We start from the raw sequence: 24,433 nt of genomic DNA, 5'->3' as shown, positions 1-24,433 counted from the left end.
TATAATATTCTATGTTGAAGAAAAATAAGCAAAGGAGTGGTTACGATTAAACAGAAAAAGTGGATTAACATATTTCGTATTCTGTATATTATTTTTGCTATTATTGCGATTGGAGCATCTTTTGGAGACTATTCTTTTGGGCTTAATAATCCCCGCATAGTCAGTTTAACGGCTCTTGTTTTGGCGGTTATTTGTATTGTTCCGTATTACATACTTCGCTTTAAAGAACAAGCTTCTAAAAGTAAATAAGTTAATATTTGTTATCTTAAAAGAGGCTGTGACAAAAGTATTTTAGTTGAAGGAAGATCCGAACGATTCATCGTTCGGATTTTTTTATTGTTATGGTGAACATGGATTTAATCTAGTCGGTTGCTTCTAGCGGTTGATTGGAGTGATTTTGTTATGTCTCAATCTCTTTTTTATCGTCATAAAAGGGCGATAAATGGGCGAGCATTTTTTCTAGCCTGTACATATGCTATAGAGTAAACAGGCTACGGAGGTGAAGTGAAATGGGATTTTACAACTGGGGTTACGGCGGTGGTTATGGCTACGGCGGCTACGGTAGTTACGGTGGCGGTTTTGCATTAATCGTTGTACTATTTGTTTTATTAGTTATCGTTGGTTGTACATGCTTGAAATAAACAGAAAAAGCACGGATTTACAAAGGTTTTAGTAGATTCGTGCTTTTTTATGTTCATAAGAAGAACAGTACTATAATAAAATAATGTTGTGCATGTACATAAAAAACATACAAAAAATTTAATTAATAGATTAAAAAAATAAAAAATTGAAGAGGAAGAGTAAATTTAAGCCACAAAAAAGGTCTGAAATTTATAATTTTCCTTATAAGTAATTTTTGTAAAATGCTTCGCAACACTGATAATAAGACTGAATAACACTCCATAGACCGCTAGTTTTTATCCGATGACTAAAAGAATTATTTTACTTGTCTGAAAATCAACATAAATGATTTTCATATAGTTTAAATAGGTAAAAAAGACTTATTGCAAAAGATATATTCTTAATTTTCATAATAATAGGAATATTAAAATAATATATAGACGTAGTAATTTTTAGTTGCTATAATGTTGCTAATTATCACAATTAACAGAAAAATTGCGGTAATTAAATTTACTAAGGATAGGGAGAAAAAACTATGAAAAAGAAAAAACAGGCTTTAAAAGTATTATTATCAGTTGGTATCCTTTCTTCATCATTTGTTTTTGCACATACGAGCAGTGCCGCGCCAAATAATGTACTTTCAACCGAAAAGTATAACAAAGAAATTAAATCTCCTGAGTTTATTTCTGGAAAGCTTTCAGCCCCATCATCACAGAAAGCTCAAGACGTCGTATTTCATTATATGAATACAAATAAAGACAAATATAAATTAGGAAACGAAAATGCTCAAAACTCATTTAAAGTGACAGAAGTAGTGAAAGATCCCGTTGAACAAGCAACCGTTGTACGCTTGCAGCAGGTATATAATAATATTCCTGTTTGGGGATCTACTCAATTAGCACACGTAGCGAAAGATGGAACCTTAAAAGTTGTATCAGGTACAGTAGCTCCTGATTTAGATAAAAAGGAAAAGCTAAAAGGCCAGAAGCAAGTTGACAGCAAAAAGGCGATTCAAGCAGCTGAAAAAGACTTAGGCTTTAAACCGACGTATGAAAAATCCCCTTCATCTGAACTGTATGTTTATCAAAACGGTTCAGACACAACGTATGCTTATGTAGTAAATTTAAATTTCTTAAATCCTGAACCAGGCAACTATTATTACTTTGTTGATGCTATTAGCGGTAAAGTGCTAGATAAGTACAATACAATTGACTCCGTAGCTGGCCCAAAAGCCGATGTGAAGCAAGCGGCGAAGCCGGCAGCGAAACCTGTAACAGGCACAAATGCTATTGGCTCAGGTAAAGGAGTGCTTGGAGATACTAAATCGTTAAAGACAACGTTATCTAGTTCTACTTACTACTTACAAGATAATACAAGAGGGGCGACAATCTATACGTACGATGCAAAAAATCGTACATCTCTTCCAGGTGCGCTATGGGCAGACACCGATAATACGTACAATGCAACCCGCGATGCAGCTGCAGTAGATGCTCACTATTATGCAGGTGTGACGTATGATTATTATAAAAACAAATTTAACCGCAACTCCTATGACAATGCAGGAGCTCCGCTAAAATCGACTGTTCATTATAGCAGCGGCTACAACAATGCGTTTTGGAATGGCTCTCAAATGGTATATGGAGATGGAGATGGAACTACTTTTGTTCCGCTATCAGGAGGGTTAGATGTTATCGGACATGAATTGACGCATGCGGTCACAGAAAGAAGTTCTAATTTAATCTATCAATATGAATCAGGTGCATTAAACGAAGCGATTTCCGATATTTTCGGAACATTGGTAGAATACTATGACAACCGAAATCCAGATTGGGAAATTGGAGAAGATATTTACACGCCTGGAACAAGCGGTGATGCCCTTCGTTCAATGAGCAACCCAGCAAAATATGGAGATCCGGATCATTATTCAAAGCGCTATACAGGTTCTAGTGACAACGGCGGAGTTCATACAAACAGCGGTATTATCAACAAAGCTGCCTACTTACTAGCTAACGGAGGAACGCATTACGGGGTTACTGTAACAGGCATCGGCGGCGATAAGCTAGGGAAAATTTATTACCGTGCTAATACGCTATACTTCACTCAGTCTACAACATTTAGCCAAGCGCGTGCAGGTTTAGTACAAGCTGCTGCTGATCTATACGGTTCAGGCTCTCAAGAAGTAATTTCAGTAGGCAAGTCATTTGACGCAGTTGGTGTTCAGTAAGTTATAAACCAAAAGTCGCAAGATAAATGAGGTATCTTACGACTCTCTATACTACCTTACTACCAATAAAGGAGTACTCGTATAAATATATTACAGTACTCCTTTATTTTATGTTAATAAATAAGGAAAACAGATTTCTTCTTGATCTATAAAAATCCACGTCTTATTCCTCCCTTTTATACCCATTCGAATTATACCGTTATTTGTTAAATGAAGCTGACCCGTTTTAGTAAACGGTCTTATTATAAAATGTTATAATAAAGAAAAGAATTAAATACATACATATGAAAAAGGAGTGGAGGAATCAATGGATAAAATTGCTGTTATTTCAGATATCCACGGAAATCTTCCTGCATTAGAAGCAGTTTTAGCTGACATACAACAGCGAGATATCCATCGCATCATTTGTCTAGGTGATTTAGTAGGAAAAGGACCGGATTCAAGTAAAGCGATTGATATCATAAAAGAAAAGTGCGAAGTAACGGTAATGGGAAACTGGGATGACTTCATTACAAAGCCTGCGGAATTTGAAGCGTTGAAATGGCATCAGAAGCAGTTAAGTTCAGCCCAAGAAGCATACTTAAAGGAACTTCCTTTTTCTGTTGAGTTTATGATGAGCGGAAAATTAATTAGAATGTTTCACGCTTCACCTAGAAGTCCTTATGACAGAATTCAACCCTGGGATTCACTTGAAAAGCGCCTTAGTCTATTTGCTAATACGGAATATACGGAAAATATAAAAGGATCAAGAGAGCCGGATGTTATCTGTTACGGAGATGTACATAATGCATTTATTCAACATATTAAAGGGAAAACGCTATGTAATGTAGGAAGTGTAGGAAACCCGCTTGATTTACCACAAGCTTCCTATCTTATTTTAGAAGGAAAGGATCAAGACGAAAGTCCTTCAGCATTTTCTATTCAATTTGTACGTATTCCATACGATATTGAAAAGGCTATCGAATTGGCGAGAGGTTTAGAGATGCCGGACTTTGAACCCTACGTTCAAGAATTAAAAACAGCTCGCTATAGAGGACTAAAAAATTAAGAATAGAATGTATCTCAACCTTCAGCATAAATGCTGAAGGTTTTTTAGTGGAGTAGATGAGGGGTTTTTTAACACCATTAGTATGATACATGCAAATAAAAGTTATTCCGGTGAATTTAAGGAAGGGAAAACTTGGAGAAAAACATACAGCATTTAAAAGGAAATAAATTTTATTTTATGAAGACAATATGAAGAGGGCAATTCTATTTGAACATAAAGTCATGCAAAAACGTCCCTGAAAAGCTGTTTTTACCATAACGAGTGGAGGAATACATGATGAAATTTTTTATTGATACAGCTAACCTGGAAGATATTAAAAAAGCATATAAAATTGGGGTATTATCAGGTGTTACCACAAACCCTTCGCTAGTAGCGAAAGAAGGCGTAAAGTTTGAAGATCGCATCGAAGAAATTTTAAAAACCGTCCCGGAAGTAGAATCCGTTTCAGCAGAAGTCACGCCCGACACAGTAACAGCAGATGACATGATTGCTCAAGCAGAAGAACTGATAAAAATTAATGGAGGAGACAAAAATATAACGATTAAACTTCCTATGACCATTGCTGGATTGGAAGCAACCCGTTATCTAGCTAAAAAAGGCGTAAAAACAAACGTAACGTTAATTTTTACAGTGAATCAAGCGCTTCTAGCAGCTCGTGCCGGTGCCACGTACGTATCGCCATTTTTAGGACGCTTAGACGATATTTCAGAAGACGGTGTTTATCTGGTATCTCGAATTGCGGAGCTATTTCGAATTCAACACATTGACTCACAAATTATAGCAGCGTCAGTCAGACATCCAGATCACGTCACACGAGTAGCTCTTGCTGGGGCTCATATTGCTACCATTCCGTATGCCGTAATTGAACAATTGGTAAAACACCCGTTAACAGAGCAAGGAATTGAAAAATTTGCATCAGACTGGGAAAAAGCTGTAAAAAGTTAAATTCACTTAAGGAGAAGACATCATTTTAGTGTCTTCTCTGCTTAAAGGGTATACAGAGATTCTTTTTTCTATTTTGTAGCAAACAACTTATCATTAATAGGCGAACATCCTATACATATATGCAGAGATGACATACGTTAATAGAAACGAAAGAGGTGTTAAAATGGGCTGTATTATTAACATTGAAAATATCGTGACTAACGGGTTAAAAGACAATTCGAACGTAAGCGTAGGCTGTGTTGTACAAAGTAGTCACACGACAAATACAAAATCGGTAGGAGCTTGTTTTTCGTTTGGAAACGGCTCTCCTGCTATTGCATCTATGACAAACAGTAATGTCGACTTTTGCAAAGGCGAAGAAAATAAAGAGCAGCAATCTTGAAAACAATTCCAGAAAGAGTATTTCTGGAATTGTTTTTTGGTAAGTGATAGAGTTTTGTTAACAAGTTGTGTTGGCTTTTAAAAGAAAAACATTCATGAGGAAGGGGTTTGAGCGGTGCTATGAGCATTATTTCTATGATTCCTTATACATACGTTGAAAGAAAAATAAAACGAACACAAAAGGTGACGATTCAGCATTCAAAAGACATGTGCTTGTATCCTGATAATATTCAAACAGAGAATAACTGCTTTCACATTAACAGCATATTTGACATCTCTTACAAATGCGTTTCAAAAGACAGTGGTTTTTTATACTTACATACAAATCAAGGAATGTTCGCTTATACCATACACACCGATCCTGCTGATTTTATAGCAGCATATAAAGATATAAAAAAGAAGGGCTGACAGCAATGTCACCCCTTCTTTTTTTGTTATTATTTTATCCACTGTACAACTTGATCCATACTTCTTCTTGTTTTTCCACGCTTAGGCTCATGAATTCGGTAGCCGAACGCAACCATAACGGAAATATCAAACTTACCGTCTTCTAGTAATCCTTCTTCTTTTAGAATTTCATGTACTTGGTCATAGTTAAACCCTTCAATCGGACAAGAATCAATACCAATTTGAGCAGCTGATGTCATCATATTAGCTAGTGCAATATAAGATTGTTTGCTAGCCCAATCAAATAGTGCTCGCTTGCTTTCGAACAAGTGAAAATCATTTTCTTGGAAATCTTTATAACGAGGCATTAATGTCTCTAATACATCATCCGGCATTTCTTTGACGTTTTTTTGAAGATCTAATACATATTCAGAGTCATATCTTGCGTCTGTGCGAGAAAGAATAATAACAAAATGACTTGCTGTAGGAATTTGGCCTTGTGCTCCCCAAGAAACAGCTTTTAATTTTTCTTTTAAATCTTTATTTTCAACGACTAAAAACTTCCACGGCTCATAACCTACTGAGCTTGGAGATAGGCGTCCCGTTTCTAAAATGAATTGGAAATCTTCATCGGAAATTTTCTTCGTTGGATCAAACTCTTTTGTAGCATGACGGAAGTTAAATGCGTCTAAAATTTCTTGCTTTTTATCTGTATTGTTCATGTGTAAACAACCTTTCTGTAAAAATATTTAGTGATGAACTGTTTAGAGTATCCTATACCCTGTATAGCTTACAACTAACAGTTAGTTAACATACAATTTGTCATAAAGCCCGTTTGCAAATTTATCATAAATCATATAAATCATCCTAACAAGTACGCACATTTTTGTTGTATAGTATACTTTTTTATACTATTAATGCAGTTTTATAAGAAGCAGAAAGGAGTAAACAATCTGTGGAGTTTCGTTTTCGAAAAAGGAATTAAGAGAAGGAAGAGAGGAGAAGAGTGATCTTCTCCTTTTTAATTAAATTTTTGTATTTGATTTTTTCGCTTTGTTTTCAAGTTCACTTTTTGGTTCTGTTGAAAATTCAACATCTTTTCCGTGTCCTTGAGGGTTAACTCCAGGAGCCACTTGACCACGGTTAGCAGATTTTTTTGTACCCATTTTCGTCACCTCCGTTCGGTTAGTATGTACAAAAAGCAAAACAAAAATTAGGAAGTAAAGCGTGGAAAGATAAATAGGAAAAGATTATCTTTAAGCATCTTCATTACATAAACAAGATAATTACTCATTTAAACGGCCATAAAAAAACACCCTTGGAAGGGTGTTTTTTGTTTAAGAATCTGAGCTTGTTGCTCTGTCTGCATATGGATAGATAGGATCTTTTAAGTGAAATTCGTAAGTCACTCCATCTACAAGTCCTACCGTTTTATTGCTATCATAAAGGTCCAGCATAAAAGCAGCCATTTCTTTTGACGTATGAAACTTAGGTACTCGTCCTTCGTATTCAAAATCACTCATATCCATCGAACGCTGTGCAAATTCTGTTTCAGTAGCCGCCGGAGCTAGAACTTTAGCCTGCATTTTTGCTCCTCTTCCTTTTAATTCTTGAGAAAGACCTTCTGTAAATGCACTGACGTAGAATTTTGTTGCGCAATAAGTGACTGCATCAGCAACAATGGTGTAGCCGCCTCCAGAAGAGACATTAATCAGTTGTGTACCTTCAACGTTTTCATAATCTCTTACAAATAGAGAAGAAAGAATGGTTAAGGCTTCGATATTTAAATGAAGCATTGTTTCAATTTTAGTTAATTTTTGTTCACCGACAGAAGCAAAGTTTCCGAATCCAGCATTGTTAATCCAAGTTTCTAATTCATACTTTTTGAGTGACTCATAAAACGTATGCGCATTTTCTGCCACGGATAAATCAACCGACTGGACAATAACCTTTACACCTTGATTCAGTTCTTCAATCTTTTCTTTTAACTCTTCTAGCTTGTCCTCTCTACGTGCAGCCAATATAAGATTTGTTCCGCGTGCTGCGAAAGCTAAAGCTGTTTCATATCCAATTCCTGAACTTGCGCCAGTGATTACTGTATATTTCATGTTGATTCCTCCATTTTCGATGTTTTCGAATTGATTATAATTGTTAAAGTATACTTTAAGTCAAGCGTTTATTCGATTTATTTTTCCCTTTATAAGTCTGATTATAAACATTTGAAGTTTGGTGCTAAACTTTCTTTTTTTATGCTAAACTTAAAACAAAAGGCGGTATTTTATTTCATTATTAATTCCTTAAAAGGAGGAATGTATGCGTTCTCTTTACGTGAATAGAAGACCTAGCTTACTTGCCCAAATTACATTACTCATCACGGTAGTTATTCTTGTTAGTACCGTCCTTGTATGCATTTTATTTTCTGCAATGGTAGATGAAATTGTCGAAAAATATGTAGGCAATCAAGCTATGACAGTAGCAAAATTAGCTTCTGAAGATAAAATTATTGTAAAAGCTTTTAAGAAGAAAAATCCTCCTAAGGACATCCAACCTGTTGCTGAAAAAATAAGAAAAACCACAGGGGCAGATTACGTTACCATCGCTAATGATAAAGGAATACGCTATTCTCATCCCAATAGTAGCTATATTGGAAAACATACTAAAACAAGCAATGAAGCTTCTTTAAAGAAGCATCAATCCATTATTTATAAAGGAAAAGGAATTTCAGGATTTGCAATTAAAGCCAAAACCCCTATATGGGATAACCAAGGAAACGTAATAGGTGTTTCTTCGGTAGGGTTTCTTGTAAGCAATATAGAAAAACAGATTAATGACTATAGAATAAAAATTATTAAATTGTCTTGTATTCCTTTTCTTATTGGAGCATTTGGAGCTTTCTTCATTGCAAGGCGGGTAAAAAGACTAATATTTGGACTAGAACCGGAGGAGATTTCCTTTCTTTTTAAAGAAAAGGAGGCTACCCTTGAATCTATTCGAGATGCTACTGTTACTGTAAATGTTGAAAAATATGTAACGTCAATGAACAGAAGGGCTAGAGAGCTATTTGGTCATCTTCAAATAGGAGGAGAGATAAAGAACGCCCGTCTAGGACAGCTAATTGATCAAGCGATAGAAAAGCAGCGGGTGTATTCTAACCAGTCCCTTGTACTAGATGGTCAGCAGTATATTTTAGATTTATCTCCTATTGTAAGAAAAAAAGAAGTGCAAGGTATCGTTCTTACCATAAGAACTTTATCACAAATTGAAGAACTGACTGAAGAGATTTCTAAAATTAAAATGTTCTCTGATAATTTACGTGCTCAAAATCACGAATTTTTAAATAAGCTGAACGTAATTTACGGGTTATTAAGGTTAAAGAAATATGAGCATGTCATGCAAATGATTTCATCAGAGGTAAAGGAACGCCAAGATATTATTTCTTTTTTAATGTCTTCTGTGAAGGATCCTTTGATTGCTGCCTGCTTACTTGGGAAAATCAATCGCTCGAAAGAATTGGACGTCACTTTAGAAATTGATCAAGATAGTAACTTAACAAGTACTTTAGATATCGAAGATGCAAAAAACGTTGTTTCCATCTTGGGGAATTTAATTGATAATGCGCTCGAGGCTGTGCGAGAACATAAAGGTCACGTATTGGTATCTTTTACAGATGTAGGAAACGACCTGATTTTTGAAGTTGAAGACGATGGACAAGGGATATCAAAAGAAGTAGAAAATATGATTTTTATAGATGGTTATACAACGAAAAAAGGTGAAAATCACGGGATTGGATTGACCATTGTTAAAAGATCTGTAGAGCTGCTTAAAGGCGAACTATACATAAGCAAAAGCATGTTACAAGGGGCAAGGTTCACATTAGTTATCCCAAAGCTATTAAATAACGAAAAGGAAGAATCGATATGACTGAAAATCAAATTAACGTCATGATTATAGAAGATGATTCTACAGCTGCACAAATTTATGAGCAGTTTACTAAAAAATTAGAACATTTCACTATTGTTGCGACAGCAGGATCTGGAGAACAGGCTTTAGAATTACTAACAATATTTACGCCGCAATTAATTTTATTAGATGTCTTTTTACCGGATATCAACGGAGTGGAACTGCTATGGGAAATTAGAAAGAACTATCGAGGGATCGACATTATTTTAATAACGGCGGCCAACGATGTTGAAACAGTAGGAGAAGCAATAAGAGGCGGAGCATTTGGTTATTTGGTGAAACCTGTAATTATTGATAAATTTTTATCTACTTTAAAACATTATCAGTCTACGAGAATAGAATTAACTGAAAATAAAATGGTTAATCAAGACAAAATAGACCATTTATTTAGAACACATCATAATCGACGCAATCAATCAGCGGCTGCAGTAACAGAATTTCCTAAAGGCATTGATAAACATACTCTTCGTTTAGTCAGAGATAAAGTTTGCAAAGTTCAGGAAAGCTTGAATGTAGATGAGTTTGCTCAATTAGTGGGTATCAGTTATTCAACAATGAGAAGGTATTTAGAGTATTTAGTATCGTGCAAGGAAATGCAGGTGGAAATAGTATATGGAAGTGTAGGGAGGCCTGAACGGAAATATCGAGTAACTAATCTTACATAAAAACGAGATAGCGGGTAAAAAACCGCTATCTCGTTTTTATGTAGAAGTGATGCATGAAAAAAATGAAAAAAATTACTTTTATAAAAGATATTAAACTTATGTTGGTTATCTATGAACCTGCTTCAACAAGTGATACCTTTTTAGTAACGTGTAGCAAGCAATAATGAAAACGTTATCAAAAAGGAGGAAAAATATCCGTGCTTTCTTTATTAGGATTTTTAATGGTTGCAGTATTCATGTATTTAATTATGTCAAAGCGACTTACCCCAATGGTTGCTCTTATCATTATTCCAATTATATTTGGTTTAGTAGGTGGGTTTGCTAGCGGAATGGGACCTATGATGCTAGAGGGTGTAAAAGATATTGCTCCTACAGCTATTATGATTTTATTTGCTATTTTATATTTTGGATTAATGATTGATTCAGGATTGTTTGACCCTCTCGTTTCCTTCATTTTAAAGGTTGTAAAAGGAGATCCTCTAAAAATCGTGGTCGGAACTGCTGTGCTTTCAATGATGGTTGCTTTAGATGGTGATGGAACTACTACCTATATGATAACGGTCTCTTCTTTGCTTCCATTATATAAACGCCTAGAAATAAATCCGCTTATCCTAGCAGGAGTTGCGATGCTATCTATGGGAGTTATGAATATGACTCCGTGGGGAGGTGCTTCTGCTATGGCTATGAGTTCATTGAATTTAGATTCGTCTCAGTTGTTTTTGCCTTTGATACCTGTAATGGGTTTTGGACTTCTATGGGTGCTGTTTGTTTCTGTTGTCTTTGGAAGAAGGGAAAGAAAAAGGTTAGGAGTTATCAATATTAAACATTCTGCAAATGAAATTGCACACGCACATGAATTAGAGGGAACAGCGCAACATTCAGACTATCGACGTCCTAAATTAGTATGGTTTAATTTTCTCCTTACCGTTAGTCTTATGGTTTGCTTAATTATGGACTTTATGTCGCTGATGCTTTTGTTCATGGTAGCGTTTGCTATTGCATTATTAATAAATTATCCAAACATCAAAGATCAACAGCAGCGAATTTCATCTCATGCAAATAATGCGGTAGCCGTCGTTTCAATTGTTATTGCAGCAGGTATTTTTACAGGAATTATGTCTGGAACAAAGATGATTGATGCTATGGCAAATACACTTGTAGGAATAATCCCAGATGCAATGGGTCCTTTTTTGCCAGTTGTAGTAGCATTTTTAAGTGCACCATTTACATTTTTTATGTCTAATAATGCCTTTTATTTTGGCGTATTGCCGATTATTGCTCAAGCTGCCGAAAGTTATGGCATTAGCGCAGCTGAAATTGGAAGAGCTGCTATCTTAGGACAACCCGTTCACGTGATAAGTCCCTTGGTAGCAGCAGCTCACTTATTAATTGGAATGGTAGGAATTGAATTTAGTGATTTACAACGCTTTTTAATTAAGTGGGCGCTAGGAACTACGGCAGTGATGACAATAGCTGCATTAATTTTAGGCGTTATTTCTATTTGATAAAAAAAGACCCCAAAGGGTCTTTTTTTATACTCTTACGTTGAACTAGACTGTTCGCTGCAGCTGCTTTTTTTAAAATAGAACTTATAAATTAAAAATCCGCATACAGCCACTACCGCTGCAATTAAAATATAGGTTTGTGCATCTGAGATAAAAGATTGAATGGACTTAAAGTTTCCGATTTGTCCTAACCAAAGCATGGCAATATTCAAAGGAAAGATACCAAGAAATGTGAGCAGAGCAAACGGCATAGGTTTCACTTTAGATAGCCCTGAAAGGTAGGAAATGTAGTTGCCGAGCCCTAAAGGACGAGCAATCGCAATACTCCATAATCCGCATTTTTTAAACCATTTTTGTGATTTCTCAAATGCTTTTTTCTTTTTTGATAATTTTTTCTTTACCTTATCCTCTAATTTATAGCCTATCCCATACGGTATAAAACTAAAAGCTGTATAAACGGCGCTTCCTGCAAGAGCGATTAATAGTAATTGCACTATATGCATGTTTAATAAGTATCCGTAGGTAAGGGTGAGAAGAGAACCAGGAAACGGCAGGGAGGAAGCCTCAAGGGCCAGTCCGCTTAAAAGTCCCCAAATTCCAAATTGTTTCAGTAAGTCTGTTATGAAGTGTAGCATAAGATCGCCTCTTTTTCTGTGTCATAACATTCAAATACCCATCTATATGTTCGGAAAAACTTATAAAAGAAAAGAAAATAAAGGAAGAAAGCGGGATGTGACAGAAAAAAATTAGCTTGTACAAGGAAAAAGGAAGGAAGGGTATTTTATAGCTTCTACTCAGAGTGAAATTATATAAAAAAAATAATGGAGGGTGAATTTTAAAATAAACTACGACTTTTATTCATAGTTTTGATTCCTTTTATTCATTTTACTTATAAAAACAACAGGTGTAAACTTGTTGTGTTGTGAAATAATCCATTATGTATAGATTTTAAAAGGAAAGGAGGTTACCGTGTGGTTATTATTGTAGGATTGTTATTATTGATGTTTTTTGCTTATCTAGGATGGTCTATTATCTGGGTGGCACCTGTTGTAGCTACATTCGTTGCTTACTTTAGTGGTTTAAAAGTGCTGCCTACTTATACAGATGTGTATATGGGAGGGTTTGTAGATTTCGCTGCAAAATGGTTCCCCATCTTTTTATTAGGAGCCGTCTTCGGAAAGCTAATGGAAGATACAGGCGCAGCTAAGTCGTTGGCGCAGCGTATTGCTAAATTGTTTGGAAGTAAAAGAGCCATTTTAGGAGTGCTGATTGCTTCAGCCATTTTGACATACGGCGGAGTGAGTCTATTCGTTGTTGTCTTTGCGATTTATCCTTTAGCAATCGCGCTATTTCGAGAAGCCAACGTATCGCGAAATTTACTGCCAGCAACAATTGCACTCGGAGCATTTACGTTTACAATGACAGCGATTCCAGGTACGCCTCAAATTCAAAATCTGATTCCGACTGCTACATTTAAAACCAATGCAATGTCCGGTTCGATTATTGGAATTGTCTCAGGTCTTATTATGGCGGTGGGAGGATATTTATGGTTAGCTTATCGCGATAAAAAATTAAAAGCTAAAAATCAAGGGTTTACCGAGCCTAATGAATCATCAGTCGCAGCGAGTGAAGAACAGGACTCGATGAATGTAATATTAGCTATTTTACCGCTGATTGTCGTTGTCGTGACATTAAACGTTTTAAAATGGGAGCCTATCGTTTCGTTATTAATTGGTATTTTTTCTATTTTACTTATTAATTTTAAACACTACAAGACGTTTATTTCTTCTATAAATGAAGGAGCAAAAGGATCCGTGATGGCTGTTATTAACACGAGTGCAGCAGTAGGTTTTGGCTCGGTTATTACAGCAGTTCCAGAGTTTAAAGATGTCACGCATGTGTTGCTAAACATTTCGAGTAATCCGCTCGTTTCAGAAGCGTTAAGCGTTCAAGTGCTAGCGATGATCACGGGCTCAGCATCCGGCGGTATGGGTATTGCGCTTCAAGCATTAGGAGATACGTGGTATCACTTGTCTCAAACAACGAATTTAAGTGCCGATGCTCTTCACCGTATTGCAAGTGTTGCGTCAGGTGCATCTATTTTACCGCATAACGGTGCGTTGTTAACGCTATTAGCGGTAACTGGTCTTCGGCATAAAGAAACGTATAAAGACGTATTTGTTGTTGCATTTATCATCCCGACAATCGCTTTATTTGCAGGAGTCGCATTAGCGGCAGCCGGTATTATTTAAAAACAGGAGGAGAATACACATGGTTGAAAATCAAGTAATTGTAATCACAGGAGCAGCAAGAGGAATTGGGTTTGAAATAGGTAAACGATTCGCAGAAAACGGCGGAAAAATTGTGTTATCCGACATTGATCAAGCTGCTGTAGAAGCTGCAGCACAAAATCTTCGTGAAGCTGGATTTGAAGCGCTTGGTGTCAAAGCCGATGTAACAAAAGAAGAAGAAATCAAACATTTAATTGAAACAGCAAACGCACATTTTGGAGCGGTTCATACGTTCATTAATAACGCTGGCTTGCAGCATGTTTCTCCAATCGAAGAGTTTCCAACTGAAAAATATGAGTTAATGATTAAAATTATGCTAACAGCTCCATTTATGGCGATTAAGCACGCGTTTCCGATTATGAAAAAGCAAGGGTTCGGACGTATTATTAACGTTTCTTCTATCAACGGTTTAATCGGTTTTGCGGGCAAAGCAGCTTATAACAGTGCTAAACACGGTGTAATAGGGCTAACAAAAGTAGCTGCTCTTGAAGGCGCAGCACACGGTATTACGGTGAATGCACTTTGTCCTGGCTATGTGGATACACCACTAGTGAGAGGTCAGTTAGATGGTTTAGCTAAAACAAGAAATGTACCATTAGAGAGAGTGCTTGAAGAAGTTATTTATCCTTTAGTCCCTCAAAAAAGATTACTAGACGTGAGCGAAATTGCTGACTACGCTATTTTCTTAGCGAGTGATAAAGCAAAAGGTGTAACTGGTCAAGCGGTAGTAATGGACGGCGGATATACAGCTCAATAAAAAATAGAATAAGTCATTAAAAGCATAAAGGAGTCTAATGAGCTCCTTTATGCTTTTTTATGTTATATCTATTCTATCGAGCTAATCAACGTTAAAATATAACTAGGCATAAATAGTATGATAAAAAAGCCTACAGTTCAGAAAGGATGATACATATGGTGCAAACAGTAAATGAATTAATTAAACATCCGGTTTTTTATTTTTTTAACGAAATTTCAGCTATTCCTAGAGAATCTGGAAATGAAAAGAAAATTAGTGACTATTTAGTTTCTTTTGCAAAAGAAAGAAGCCTTGAAGTTATACAAGACGAGGCTTTAAATGTAATTATTAAAAAGCCGGCAGCTAAAGGATATGAACATGCTCCAGCCATCATTTTGCAAGGACATATGGACATGGTATGCGAGTTAAATAAAGGGACTGTGCATGATTTTGAAAAAGATCCGCTTCAACTGCGAATTGTGGAAGATATGCTTTATGCAAATGGTACTACGCTAGGAGCTGACAACGGGATTGCCGTTGCATATGCACTGGCTTTACTAGATGCTCATGATATAGCTCACCCCTCTCTTGAAGTAGTCATTACTACTGAGGAAGAAACAACGATGGGTGGAGCCATCGCTGTAAATCCAGCTCATTTTGAAGGGAAAATTTTTATTAACCTTGATACGGAAGAAGACGGAAAGCTGCTTGTCAGCAGCGCAGGCGGGGTAAAAAGCGTGCTTCTTATTCCCGTAGACTGGGAATCGTCTTCCGATAACTCAGAAACATATAGCTTAAGCATCGGTGGACTGCGCGGCGGACATTCTGGAATGGAAATTGATAAAGAAAGAGGAAATGCGAATAAACTGCTAGGGAGAGTTTTATATGATTTACAACATGAACTTCCCTATTCTTTAAGCAGCATTAGCGGAGGATTAAAATCAAATGCGATTCCCCGTGAATCAGAAGCAATTCTATCAGTTGAGCCTTCTGAGGTAGGGAAGCTAGAAAATAAGATTCGTGAATGGAACGAAATAGTAAAAAATGAATTACAAGCGGCTGATCCGAACGTATATGTAAAAATAAACAAATCTTCTTCCGTTGAGAAATGTTTTACAAAAGAAACGACAGAACGAATTGTACAAGCTATTATGCTAACACCAAACGGCGTTCAAAGCATGAGTATGAATATCGAAGGATTAGTAGAATCTTCTACCAACTTAGGTGTGATTACGACGACAGAGTCTGAGATTGTTTTTCAAAATGAAATCCGCAGCTCAGTAAAAAGCTTAAAAGAAAAAATAGTAAGTCAAGTGCATATACTTGCTCAAGTAGTCGGAGGAAGAGTTGAAACAAAAGGTAATTACCCTGAATGGGCGTACAATGCAGATTCGAAAATTCGTGAATTATGTAAAAAGGTTTACAAAGAAAAGTATGGGGAAGAGGCGGAGATCATCGCCATCCACGCTGGAATTGAATGCGGTATTTTCCTGGAAAAAATCTCTGGATTAGACGCCATTTCGCTCGGTCCCGATATGTACGACGTTCATACACCTGATGAACACCTGAGCATTCCGTCTACTATTAAGACATGGGAATACTTATTAGAGGTATTAAAAGAAGCAAATAAGATATAAAGTTATCAGCATCTCTATAATTTTTAAAAAAGAGCTTCTGTAAAGGAGCTCTTTTTTATTCGATAATAAGCAGAATTCCGTCAACACGTCAGGCAATTGAGAACATTTATGTAAGCGTTTTACAAATAAAGGTTTTAAAACGAGCCTGAAAGAGGTAAACAATTACTAAAACGATAGACAAATGAATTCAAAACAAGCTCTGCAACTAATAAATTAGTAGGGAGAGAATGTATATGAATGATAATAGTCTTATCAAAGATCCCTTTTTGGAAAAAGGAGAAATTGAATTTTTAGAATTAAGGAAAGACGAAATACGCTATCTAAAGTTCGATCGGTTTTTGAAAGTGATTAAAGCACTTAATCAACGCAGTGATAAAGGCTACCAGAGTCTTATGCTTTCCGTTGATGGCTTTAAAGGTAATTCAAGAGAATTATATGAGATAGAGGAGTTTCGCAGATACGTAAATTTGTTAATTAATCAAGTTCCTCAAATATTATTTTATATTCACGATAAAAACAAAATGACTAATCAAATTTTGAAAAGTCTATCAAACAACAGCAGCCAACCGGCCTCTATAGATCCTAAAAGAGCACGTTTAATGATTGATGCCATACAGGAGCAAGTAGAGAAAACAGAGGACAAAGAGATAAAGGAGAATCTTTCTGAATTCGTATGTAAAATCCAGAGCTTTGTGAATCAGTATTAACCGTTCCCAATAGAAAAGCAGAATCCATATTATTAAAAAGTACGAGAACTCAAAGTTTCTCGTGCTTTTTTATTGGAAAAACAGTAGAAAGAGAAAAGGAGTATCAACATAGATTGATAAATAATAAATAATAATGGTAAAGCTTCATATTCTGCCGTGAAATAACAAGGAGGAATAAACATTGCATCATATTGAAATAAGAAGACCAAAAATAGAAGACCGCGCAGAACTTCATGAGCTTTTTAAGGAAGTAATCACAGATACCTTTCATAAAGAGGGGCTATCAGACATGGTGAACGATATAAAAATAGAAATTGAAAGTAAAGAACAATATTTAAAAAGTGACCTTGATAGCGGTGGAAAACATCGATTCTTTTGGCTCGGAATAGATACGTGCACCAATAAGATTATTGGCTGTATTGAATATGGTCCTGCTAGTGAATTAATTACATCGTGTACAAAAGGAGAGCTGCAAGGATGGATTGAAATCGGCACAGTTTTTGTTCATCCAAAGTACCAAAGAAAAGGTGTAGGCACACTGCTTTTACATACTATGCTGCTTACGCTTCAAAGCAGAGAAATTAAAAAAATTTGTTTGGACAGCGGATACAAAAGTGCTCAGGAAGTATGGAAAAACATATTTGGAATCCCTGATTATTTAGTGAAAGATTACTGGAGCAAGGGGTATCATCACATGGTTTGGAAAATATCAGCAGAAAGTACGCCCATAGTATTTAAGCTCAGTTATAACGAAGAATAAGGTGTCTCCTAGAAAATAGCCGGTACGTTTCTACCGGCTATTTTCTATTGGTTAAGCTGTTTACATATATGTAATTATATATTAGTGTATTTTATTGAATACAATACCTTGACTGTCATAGTAATATGATTTAAATTATACATAAAGAGGTGATACTTTGGTATATGCAAAAATGTCTTCAGATTTACTTCGGGGACATACAGATACAATGATTTTGAAATTACTTCTCAGCGGTGATAAGTATGGTTATGAAATCAGTAAGCTTATTTATACCTACTCTAAAGAGCAGTATGAATTAAAAGAAGCCACAATGTATTCAAGCTTGAAGCGCCTGGAAAAAGACGGCCATATTCTTTCTTACTGGGGAGATGCTGTACAAGGCGGCCGCAGAAAGTATTATAAAATTACAGAACAAGGAAAAAGCGTATATAAACAAAACAAAGAAAATTGGGAGCAAGCGAAAAAAATTATTGATTTATTGTTGTAAGAAAGGATGATGTTATAAATGAACGAAAAAATAAAAAATCATGTGCATAACATTTTGTCTCCTTATCAGGATGTAGAAAATGTTCAAGATCTAGAAGAAGAACTATCACAGAACTTGCAGGAAAAATTTACAGATTACAAAAAAGACGGGCATAGTGAAGAACAGGCTTATTATATGACAATCAATTCTATCGGTGATATCACAGAACTGATTCAATCAATGAATGTAGAAACCAAGGAATTAAAGCAAACCGTCCCTATGGATTTTTCAAAGTCCGAGCTTACAAAATCTGATTTTCGTTCTGTATCGGTGTATAAAGGGAAATTTAATGCCAGTAATTTGAATGAGTCTGATTTTAGCTATGCAGATCTTACAGACAGCATGTTTAAAAGCAGCAATTTAACAAAAGCAATATTTCATCACGTTAATTTGACAGGCGTACAATTTAAATGGGCAAATTTTAAACAGGCCAGTTTTGAAGGCTGTATCTATGACAACACGTACTTTAAGCAATGTAATTTAACAGACATTGTATTTGACGAGGAAACATTTAAGGGAACAATCTTTGAAGGAACATCATTAAAAAAAGCCTCATTTCGCAACGCCACTTTGCTAAATGTACAGTTTCGAGGATCAGATTTAAAAAAATCCGATTTTGAAGGTGCAAAAATGGATAAATTGACATATAACTTTTTAAAAAGTGCCAAGATAGATCTTAGTAAAGTTACGATTATTTAAAGATAAAAAAGACCTCTCTGAAGGTCTTTTTTTATGGACATATAACAATTCTTTTTAAGAGCGAGCAGGATAGTTTATTAGAGAGCTAGAACACATTCATAGAAATAATAAAGCTTTTATCACTTATGTGGAGGAGTATGGAAATGTCTATATATGAAATTTGGAATGAAGTGGATCTTTATATGAATGATAAGCTTATACAACCTGACCCTATTCTTGATGAGGTATTGAAGGCAAATCAAGAGGCTGGATTACCTGCCATCGACGTATCGCCTAGTCAAGGGAAGTTTCTGCATTTGTTAGCTTCATTAAAAGGAGCTAAACGCATTTTGGAAATTGGTACTCTTGGAGGATACAGCACGATTTGGCTAGCCAGAGCTCTTCCGAAAGACGGACAGCTGATTACGCTCGAATTGAGCGCTCAGCATGCAGAAGTAGCAAGAGCTAATTTAAAAAGAGCGGGAGTAAGCCACTTAGTAGAAGTCCTTGTCGGCCCCGGGCTTGATACATTAGCTGTATTAAAGGATAAGGGAACAGAGCCATTTGATCTTATCTTTATTGATGCTGACAAGCCGAATAACCCAAATTACTTAAAGTGGGCTCTAGAATTATCGAAAAGAGGAAGTACGATTATTTGTGATAATGTTGTTCGTCAAGGGCATGTGGTGAACTCAGAAAGTGAAGATGAAAATGTAAAGGGAATTCGCCAATTTATGAATGCTCTGGATCAAGAAAAACGAATCAGCGCCACGGCTATACAAACCGTTGGAAGCAAAGGCTATGATGGATTCATTGTAGGGATTGTTGAATGATAAAATTTGTATTACACATCAAAAAAGACGGAGACATAACTAAACCCATCCAATCAACAGCTAGAAGCAAATACATACATGAAACCTACGTTCAGCGTCCCCACGAAAAAATCCGAACGAGTTGGATTCTCAACCAAACTCGTTCGGATTGTCCTTGAACTAACATACTTTTGTTCCAGACTCTTTTTAAATGGGTCCCAATTTATCTGTCATTTGTTTTTCGGTTAAAAAATTAATCAATTCTCGTACAGCGAATGAACTGTAGCGCTCTTTTAACAGAATAATTCCAAGTTCCCACATCATTTCAGGATCTGCAATAGGTACGGTAGTAATATTGGGATCTTTCACTTTGGCATAAAGCGATTCGGGTAAAATAGCAATACCTAGTTCTGCCGCTGTTAATTCAATAATTAAATCCCATTGAGAACTTTTATACGCTATAGAAGGCACAAAGCCTGATTTTAAAGCATCTTGAATTAACCGGTCGTGCAGCGTAAATTCTTCACTAAACATAATGAATTTTTCATGCTCCAATTCTTTCATCCAGACGGAAGAACGTTTCGCTAAAGGATGGTTTTTATGCGCGTATAAAAGAAATCTCTCCTTAACGAACGGGTATACGTGAAAATGTTCATCATGACCGCTTGTAAGAGGAAGCATAACAATCCCCATATCTACACCAGCCTCTTCCACAAGTGCTTCAATTTTTTTTGCTCCAAATTCAATAAGCTCTAGAGATACTTTAGGGTATTGTTCATTAAATGCTTTTGCAATCTTCGGGAAAAACAAGGTCCCGATGAGCGGAGGGACTCCCATCTTGATTTGCCCTGTTTGCAAATTCATTAAATCTCCCAACAAGTGAGGCATGTCTTTTAACACCGACAGAGCTTTAGTTGCCTGATGATACACAACCTCTCCTGCATCGGTTAGCTTTAATTCTCTTGTTGAACGATCAAGAAGCTCAAATCCTAGTTCATTTTCTACTTTTTTGACGGCTTTACTTAAAGCCGTTTGTGACAAATGAACTTGCAGCGCTGCCTTTGTAAAATTTTTATGGTTTGCTACCTCTATAAAGTATTCTAAGTCTCTGATTTCCATGTGAAACTCCATTTCTGCAAACTGCTTATCCTTTTTCTTTACTCTTTATTTTAACCATTAAATTATTTACTGTAAATGCGCTGATTAAAAAGGGGGAGGATATATCCAATGAATAAAAACAGGGAAAGGAAATGAACTAAAGTTTCTCTCGAAATTGATTTATAAAACGAATAATTTTTTTGTAGAGAAACATAGATTTTGCTACTAGCTGATGAGGAATATAAAGATTTTTGCATGTACGTTCGGGCAAAAATGCAAAACTTATCAAAATAACTGAAAGTCCAAAGGCTGCGGCTGTAATCTCTAGCCAAGAAAACATCATATCATTCCTCCTTTTACAAACCTATTAATAGAATATGTAAAAGTTCAAAAGGAGGTTGTACGATAGCCCCATAACGAGCGGGGTTATGAAGTTCTCTCTAAAAATAAAATGACGTTAAAGAACGCAGGCGCTGCGCTCTTTAACGTCATTTTATTTTCGTTCTTCAGCTTGATGCTCTTGTTTGTTTTGCTCAGTGAGACGTTTTTGATGAGCTTTTGTTTCTGCGCTTACGTGATTCGCATCATTCGGTTGATTCTTCTTTGAACCTCCTGCAGCGTTACTCATTAGACGACACCTCCAGTCCGGTTATGAAACATACCTATAGAATGTGCGTATTTACAGACTTTATACACCGCTATCGATATTACTGCACACGAAAAAAGCAAAGGGAGAGTCACTAAACTGTTCCCTTTGCTTTTTTACTAAGCGACTTTATCGGTGGTGATAATTTTGTTAATCCAGTCTTTTCCTTCTGTAAACCTTGTAACAAGCATCGCTGTTACTGTATTTCCCGTACTGTTTAAAAGCGTAGCAGGGGCGTCAATAATTGTGGAAATGACCGCAATAATGGGCAGAACTTCTGGCGAAAATCCATAAATTGTAATGATTAACATTTCGCCAATCATACCGCCTCCAGGGATTGCTCCCATTACGGCTCCAACTAAAAAGGCTACGCCTAAAATGCTCAAAATACTCGTAGCAGACGTCATATCTTTGCCAAACAAACTGAATAAGAAAACAATCTTTAGAATACCACCGATCACAGAACCATCTTTATGCGTGTTTGCTCCTAATGGAATCACCGTTTCAGCGATATCCAGCGGCACACCCATTTTCTTTGTTGCATCTAAATTGACCGGAATAGATGCAGCAGAAGAACAGGTAGCAATAGCGGTGATAGAAGGAGCAGCTGCATTTTTCCAAAACAACTTAATTCCTGCTTTACCGCCAGCAATCCATGCATATAGCGTAAAGAAACCGAAATAGTAAACGATTGCAATTAATAAATAAAGAATAAATGCTCTAGCGTACCCTTGTAAGATCTTTGGTCCAAGTTCTCCTACTACAGTAGCAAAATAGCATCCTAAACCAATGGGGGCATAGTACATCACGATTTTAACAACCTTCATCGATACTTCTTGACCCGAAGTCAGAAATTTCGCCATAGGCTGTCCTTTTTCACCGGCCATTGTGGTAGCAATACCGAAAATAACGGCAAAGACAATTAATTGTAAAATATGCTCTTTCGAAAATAACTGAACAAAATCAGGTACAGTAAATGTGCTAACAAGCTGATTTAAAAGCGTCATTTTTTCAGCTGTATTTTCACTGTCACCCATCAATTCTTTAATGGCAGAAGTATCTACATTATGTAGCGGATTGTAAAGTGATGCGCCTAAAAAGCCTAAAACGGCTGAAACAGCAGCAGTGGCGACAAACACAACGGCAATTCCTAGCATAATTTTACCAAGACGTTTCATTTCGTTCATGTTTGCAATCGCCGAAGCCACACTAAAAAAGACAAGGGGAACGATAATCATGAACATCAAATTAAGAAACAAATCACCAAAAGGCTTCACGACTGCCACATCGGGTCCAATAGCATATCCTGCTATCCCGCCAATTAAAATAGCGAGAAGCAGAATAAGCGATGATCTGTACGTTTTAAATACACTTAAAACCATAGTTAGATTTCCTCCAAACAACAATAGCTTCTTTACTACGCAAGAACAGCTATTATTTGCTCATTGCATACGTAGTAACGACTGGCTTTACATCTTTACGCACCAAATCTTCGTATGTTTCTCGCTCTACAGCAAGACGAGCTTCTCCATTTTTCACAAATACAACAGCAGGGCGCGGAATACGGTTGTAATTGCTAGCCATTGAATAGTTGTAGGCACCTGTAGAGGACACTGCTAATAAATCTCCTTGATTAACGCGCGGCAAGTCAATATCCCAAATAAGCATATCTCCTGATTCACAGCATTTACCCGCAATTGATACTGTTTCATCTTTTTTATCCGTCACTCTATTAGCCAAGACAGCTTCATGTTTTGCATCGTAAAGAGCAGGACGGATATTATCAGTCATACCGCCGTCAATTCCTACGTATTTGCGTACACCTGGAATCTCCTTCGTTGATCCAATTGTATAAAGCGTTGTACCTGCTTCTCCTACGATGCTTCTTCCAGGCTCAATCCAGACTTCTGGAAGGGTATAATTCTGTTCAGTTAACGTGCGGCTTAGCTTTTTTGTCAGTGCATCTACATAATACTCAACTGGAAGAGGAGAGTCGCTTTCGGTATAACGAATACCAAAACCACCACCTACGTTTAAAACTTTTACTTCAAATTCCATTTTATCACGAATGCTGAATAAGAAATCAGTTAAAATATCAATGGCGCGAGAAAAACCATCTACTTCAAAAATTTGCGAACCAATATGACAATGAATGCCTAAAAGATCGTAGTAAGGCTTTTCTAACGCAAAACTTACCGCTTTCATGGCTTGGTCATTGGAAAGACCAAATCCAAATTTTGAGTCTTCCTGTCCGGTCATAATATACTCATGTGTATGGGCTTCAATCCCTGGAGTAACACGCAGAAGAATAGATGCTTTCTGTTTGCGCTCAGCTGCTAAGGCATGCAGAACTTCAAGTTCGGTAAAGTTATCAACAACAAAACAGCCAATATTCGCATCAAGAGCCATTTCCATTTCTTCAATCGTTTTATTATTTCCGTGAAAATGAATGCGTTCAGCTGGATATCCAGCTTCAAGCGCTGTAAATAATTCGCCTCCTGAGACCACATCTAGTGACATATCAAGCTTCGTTAAAAGGCTAGCCATTTCCATACAAAGAAAGGCTTTCCCTGCATAGGCGATTTGATATGAAAATCCGCTTCTTCGAAAGGCTGAATGGAAGGCCTTGCATTTTGTCTCAATTAATTCTTGATCGTAGATGTATAGGGGAGTGCCGTATTGTTTTTTCAGTTCGACCGTATCGCACTGCCCAATTTCTAAATGATTGCTGCTGTTAATTTTACTCGTTCCATGTAAGTACATAATCCGTATCCCTCCATTTAAATCATTCAACTATAACTTTGAA

26 protein-coding genes and 1 pseudogene are annotated in these 24,433 nt (G+C 36.5%); 18 read left to right on the top strand and 9 right to left on the bottom strand.

What is annotated here, in order from left to right; genetic code table 11:
* The first annotated feature begins 36 nt into the window (after positions 1 to 36).
* From AC2YJL_RS12680 to AC2YJL_RS12650, 7 genes and pseudogenes are all read left to right on the top strand, one after another.
* The gene (locus AC2YJL_RS12680; RefSeq protein ID WP_013083131.1) at positions 37 to 249 is read left to right on the top strand and encodes a hypothetical protein; all 213 of its coding nucleotides are present in this window, start codon (positions 37 to 39) and stop codon (positions 247 to 249) included.
* Positions 250 to 509: 260 nt separating this feature from the next.
* Positions 510 to 641: a YjcZ family sporulation protein gene (locus AC2YJL_RS12675; protein WP_016764087.1), complete on the top strand. Its 132-nt coding sequence runs from the start codon at positions 510 to 512 to the stop codon at positions 639 to 641.
* A 605-nt stretch (positions 642 to 1,246) separates the two neighbouring features.
* Positions 1,247 to 2,845 (top strand): annotated as a pseudogene (locus AC2YJL_RS12670) (M4 family metallopeptidase); the annotation flags it as partial.
* Between the two features lie 307 nt (positions 2,846 to 3,152).
* The gene (locus AC2YJL_RS12665) at positions 3,153 to 3,893 is read left to right on the top strand and encodes a metallophosphoesterase family protein (protein ID WP_230932609.1); all 741 of its coding nucleotides are present in this window, start codon (positions 3,153 to 3,155) and stop codon (positions 3,891 to 3,893) included.
* Positions 3,894 to 4,169: 276 nt separating this feature from the next.
* Positions 4,170 to 4,838: a fructose-6-phosphate aldolase gene (gene fsa / locus AC2YJL_RS12660; protein WP_013057026.1), complete on the top strand. Its 669-nt coding sequence runs from the start codon at positions 4,170 to 4,172 to the stop codon at positions 4,836 to 4,838.
* 163 nt (positions 4,839 to 5,001) lie between these two features.
* Positions 5,002 to 5,220 (top strand): spore germination protein, encoded by a 219-nt coding sequence (locus AC2YJL_RS12655; protein WP_230932610.1) that lies wholly within the window; start codon positions 5,002 to 5,004, stop codon positions 5,218 to 5,220.
* 119 nt (positions 5,221 to 5,339) lie between these two features.
* Complete coding sequence (locus AC2YJL_RS12650; RefSeq protein ID WP_195693969.1) at positions 5,340 to 5,627, top strand: 3-isopropylmalate dehydratase; 288 nt, start codon at positions 5,340 to 5,342, stop codon at positions 5,625 to 5,627.
* Positions 5,628 to 5,656: 29 nt separating this feature from the next.
* Here AC2YJL_RS12650 and AC2YJL_RS12645 read toward each other — a convergent pair whose 3' ends face one another.
* From AC2YJL_RS12645 to AC2YJL_RS12635, 3 genes are all read right to left on the bottom strand, one after another.
* Positions 5,657 to 6,328: an NAD(P)H-dependent oxidoreductase gene (locus tag AC2YJL_RS12645; RefSeq protein WP_013057029.1), complete on the bottom strand. Its 672-nt coding sequence runs from the start codon at positions 6,326 to 6,328 to the stop codon at positions 5,657 to 5,659.
* 303 nt (positions 6,329 to 6,631) lie between these two features.
* Positions 6,632 to 6,772, bottom strand: a complete 141-nt coding sequence (gene sspL / locus AC2YJL_RS12640) for a small, acid-soluble spore protein L (RefSeq protein ID WP_013057030.1) — start codon at positions 6,770 to 6,772, stop codon at positions 6,632 to 6,634.
* Positions 6,773 to 6,943: 171 nt separating this feature from the next.
* On the bottom strand, positions 6,944 to 7,714 hold the full coding sequence (locus AC2YJL_RS12635; RefSeq protein ID WP_487374775.1) for an SDR family NAD(P)-dependent oxidoreductase: 771 nt from the start codon (positions 7,712 to 7,714) through the stop codon (positions 6,944 to 6,946).
* A gap of 205 nt (positions 7,715 to 7,919) precedes the next feature.
* Between AC2YJL_RS12635 and AC2YJL_RS12630 the strand changes: the two genes are divergently transcribed.
* The 3 genes from AC2YJL_RS12630 to AC2YJL_RS12620 all read left to right on the top strand — a co-directional run bounded on the left by AC2YJL_RS12630 (position 7,920) and on the right by AC2YJL_RS12620 (position 11,736).
* Positions 7,920 to 9,527 carry an ATP-binding protein gene (locus tag AC2YJL_RS12630; RefSeq protein ID WP_050688843.1) on the top strand — a complete coding sequence of 536 codons (1,608 nt, stop codon included), beginning with the start codon at positions 7,920 to 7,922 and terminating at the stop codon, positions 9,525 to 9,527.
* The gene (locus AC2YJL_RS12625; protein WP_195693962.1) at positions 9,524 to 10,231 is read left to right on the top strand and encodes a response regulator; all 708 of its coding nucleotides are present in this window, start codon (positions 9,524 to 9,526) and stop codon (positions 10,229 to 10,231) included. The genes AC2YJL_RS12630 and AC2YJL_RS12625 overlap by 4 nt, the downstream gene beginning before the upstream one ends.
* A gap of 197 nt (positions 10,232 to 10,428) precedes the next feature.
* The gene (locus AC2YJL_RS12620) at positions 10,429 to 11,736 is read left to right on the top strand and encodes a CitMHS family transporter (protein ID WP_487374774.1); all 1,308 of its coding nucleotides are present in this window, start codon (positions 10,429 to 10,431) and stop codon (positions 11,734 to 11,736) included.
* 35 nt (positions 11,737 to 11,771) lie between these two features.
* On the opposite strand, the gene AC2YJL_RS12615 is transcribed toward AC2YJL_RS12620, so the two are convergent.
* Complete coding sequence (locus tag AC2YJL_RS12615; RefSeq protein ID WP_195693960.1) at positions 11,772 to 12,371, bottom strand: DedA family protein; 600 nt, start codon at positions 12,369 to 12,371, stop codon at positions 11,772 to 11,774.
* Positions 12,372 to 12,707: 336 nt separating this feature from the next.
* Between AC2YJL_RS12615 and AC2YJL_RS12610 the strand changes: the two genes are divergently transcribed.
* The 8 genes from AC2YJL_RS12610 (at position 12,708) to AC2YJL_RS12575 (ending at position 19,904) form a co-directional block, all read left to right on the top strand.
* Entirely contained in the window at positions 12,708 to 13,988 is a 1,281-nt protein-coding gene (locus AC2YJL_RS12610) for a GntP family permease (protein WP_025751936.1), read from the top strand.
* Between the two features lie 19 nt (positions 13,989 to 14,007).
* Positions 14,008 to 14,784, top strand: a complete 777-nt coding sequence (locus tag AC2YJL_RS12605; protein WP_230932612.1) for a 3-hydroxybutyrate dehydrogenase — start codon at positions 14,008 to 14,010, stop codon at positions 14,782 to 14,784.
* Between the two features lie 155 nt (positions 14,785 to 14,939).
* Positions 14,940 to 16,400 carry an aminoacyl-histidine dipeptidase gene (locus AC2YJL_RS12600; RefSeq protein ID WP_230932613.1) on the top strand — a complete coding sequence of 487 codons (1,461 nt, stop codon included), beginning with the start codon at positions 14,940 to 14,942 and terminating at the stop codon, positions 16,398 to 16,400.
* Positions 16,401 to 16,633: 233 nt separating this feature from the next.
* Complete coding sequence (locus AC2YJL_RS12595) at positions 16,634 to 17,107, top strand: hypothetical protein (protein ID WP_013083145.1); 474 nt, start codon at positions 16,634 to 16,636, stop codon at positions 17,105 to 17,107.
* 181 nt (positions 17,108 to 17,288) lie between these two features.
* Positions 17,289 to 17,867, top strand: coding sequence for a GNAT family N-acetyltransferase (locus AC2YJL_RS12590; protein WP_251568106.1), 579 nt, complete (start codon positions 17,289 to 17,291; stop codon positions 17,865 to 17,867).
* A gap of 157 nt (positions 17,868 to 18,024) precedes the next feature.
* On the top strand, positions 18,025 to 18,354 hold the full coding sequence (locus AC2YJL_RS12585; RefSeq protein WP_013057038.1) for a PadR family transcriptional regulator: 330 nt from the start codon (positions 18,025 to 18,027) through the stop codon (positions 18,352 to 18,354).
* Positions 18,355 to 18,372: 18 nt separating this feature from the next.
* Positions 18,373 to 19,092, top strand: a complete 720-nt coding sequence (locus AC2YJL_RS12580; protein ID WP_251568108.1) for a pentapeptide repeat-containing protein — start codon at positions 18,373 to 18,375, stop codon at positions 19,090 to 19,092.
* A 125-nt stretch (positions 19,093 to 19,217) separates the two neighbouring features.
* On the top strand, positions 19,218 to 19,904 hold the full coding sequence (locus AC2YJL_RS12575; RefSeq protein ID WP_251568110.1) for an O-methyltransferase: 687 nt from the start codon (positions 19,218 to 19,220) through the stop codon (positions 19,902 to 19,904).
* A gap of 186 nt (positions 19,905 to 20,090) precedes the next feature.
* Here AC2YJL_RS12575 and AC2YJL_RS12570 read toward each other — a convergent pair whose 3' ends face one another.
* The 5 genes from AC2YJL_RS12570 to lysA all read right to left on the bottom strand — a co-directional run bounded on the left by AC2YJL_RS12570 (position 20,091) and on the right by lysA (position 24,390).
* The gene (locus tag AC2YJL_RS12570) at positions 20,091 to 21,002 is read right to left on the bottom strand and encodes a LysR family transcriptional regulator (protein ID WP_025751930.1); all 912 of its coding nucleotides are present in this window, start codon (positions 21,000 to 21,002) and stop codon (positions 20,091 to 20,093) included.
* A 136-nt stretch (positions 21,003 to 21,138) separates the two neighbouring features.
* Complete coding sequence (locus AC2YJL_RS12565; protein WP_195693952.1) at positions 21,139 to 21,324, bottom strand: hypothetical protein; 186 nt, start codon at positions 21,322 to 21,324, stop codon at positions 21,139 to 21,141.
* A 150-nt stretch (positions 21,325 to 21,474) separates the two neighbouring features.
* A complete protein-coding gene (locus AC2YJL_RS12560) occupies positions 21,475 to 21,609 on the bottom strand; it encodes a hypothetical protein (protein WP_013057043.1) in 135 nt (44 codons plus the stop codon).
* 137 nt (positions 21,610 to 21,746) lie between these two features.
* The gene (locus AC2YJL_RS12555; protein WP_033578970.1) at positions 21,747 to 23,009 is read right to left on the bottom strand and encodes a dicarboxylate/amino acid:cation symporter; all 1,263 of its coding nucleotides are present in this window, start codon (positions 23,007 to 23,009) and stop codon (positions 21,747 to 21,749) included.
* Between the two features lie 52 nt (positions 23,010 to 23,061).
* Entirely contained in the window at positions 23,062 to 24,390 is a 1,329-nt protein-coding gene (gene lysA / locus AC2YJL_RS12550) for a diaminopimelate decarboxylase (RefSeq protein ID WP_251568111.1), read from the bottom strand.
* Positions 24,391 to 24,433: the final 43 nt, after the last annotated feature.

It is taken from the genome of Priestia sp. SRI_019 (genome assembly GCF_057586255.1).
The sequence above is the reverse complement of the archived record's forward strand: the minus strand, read 5'-3'. Positions and strand labels throughout refer to the sequence as shown.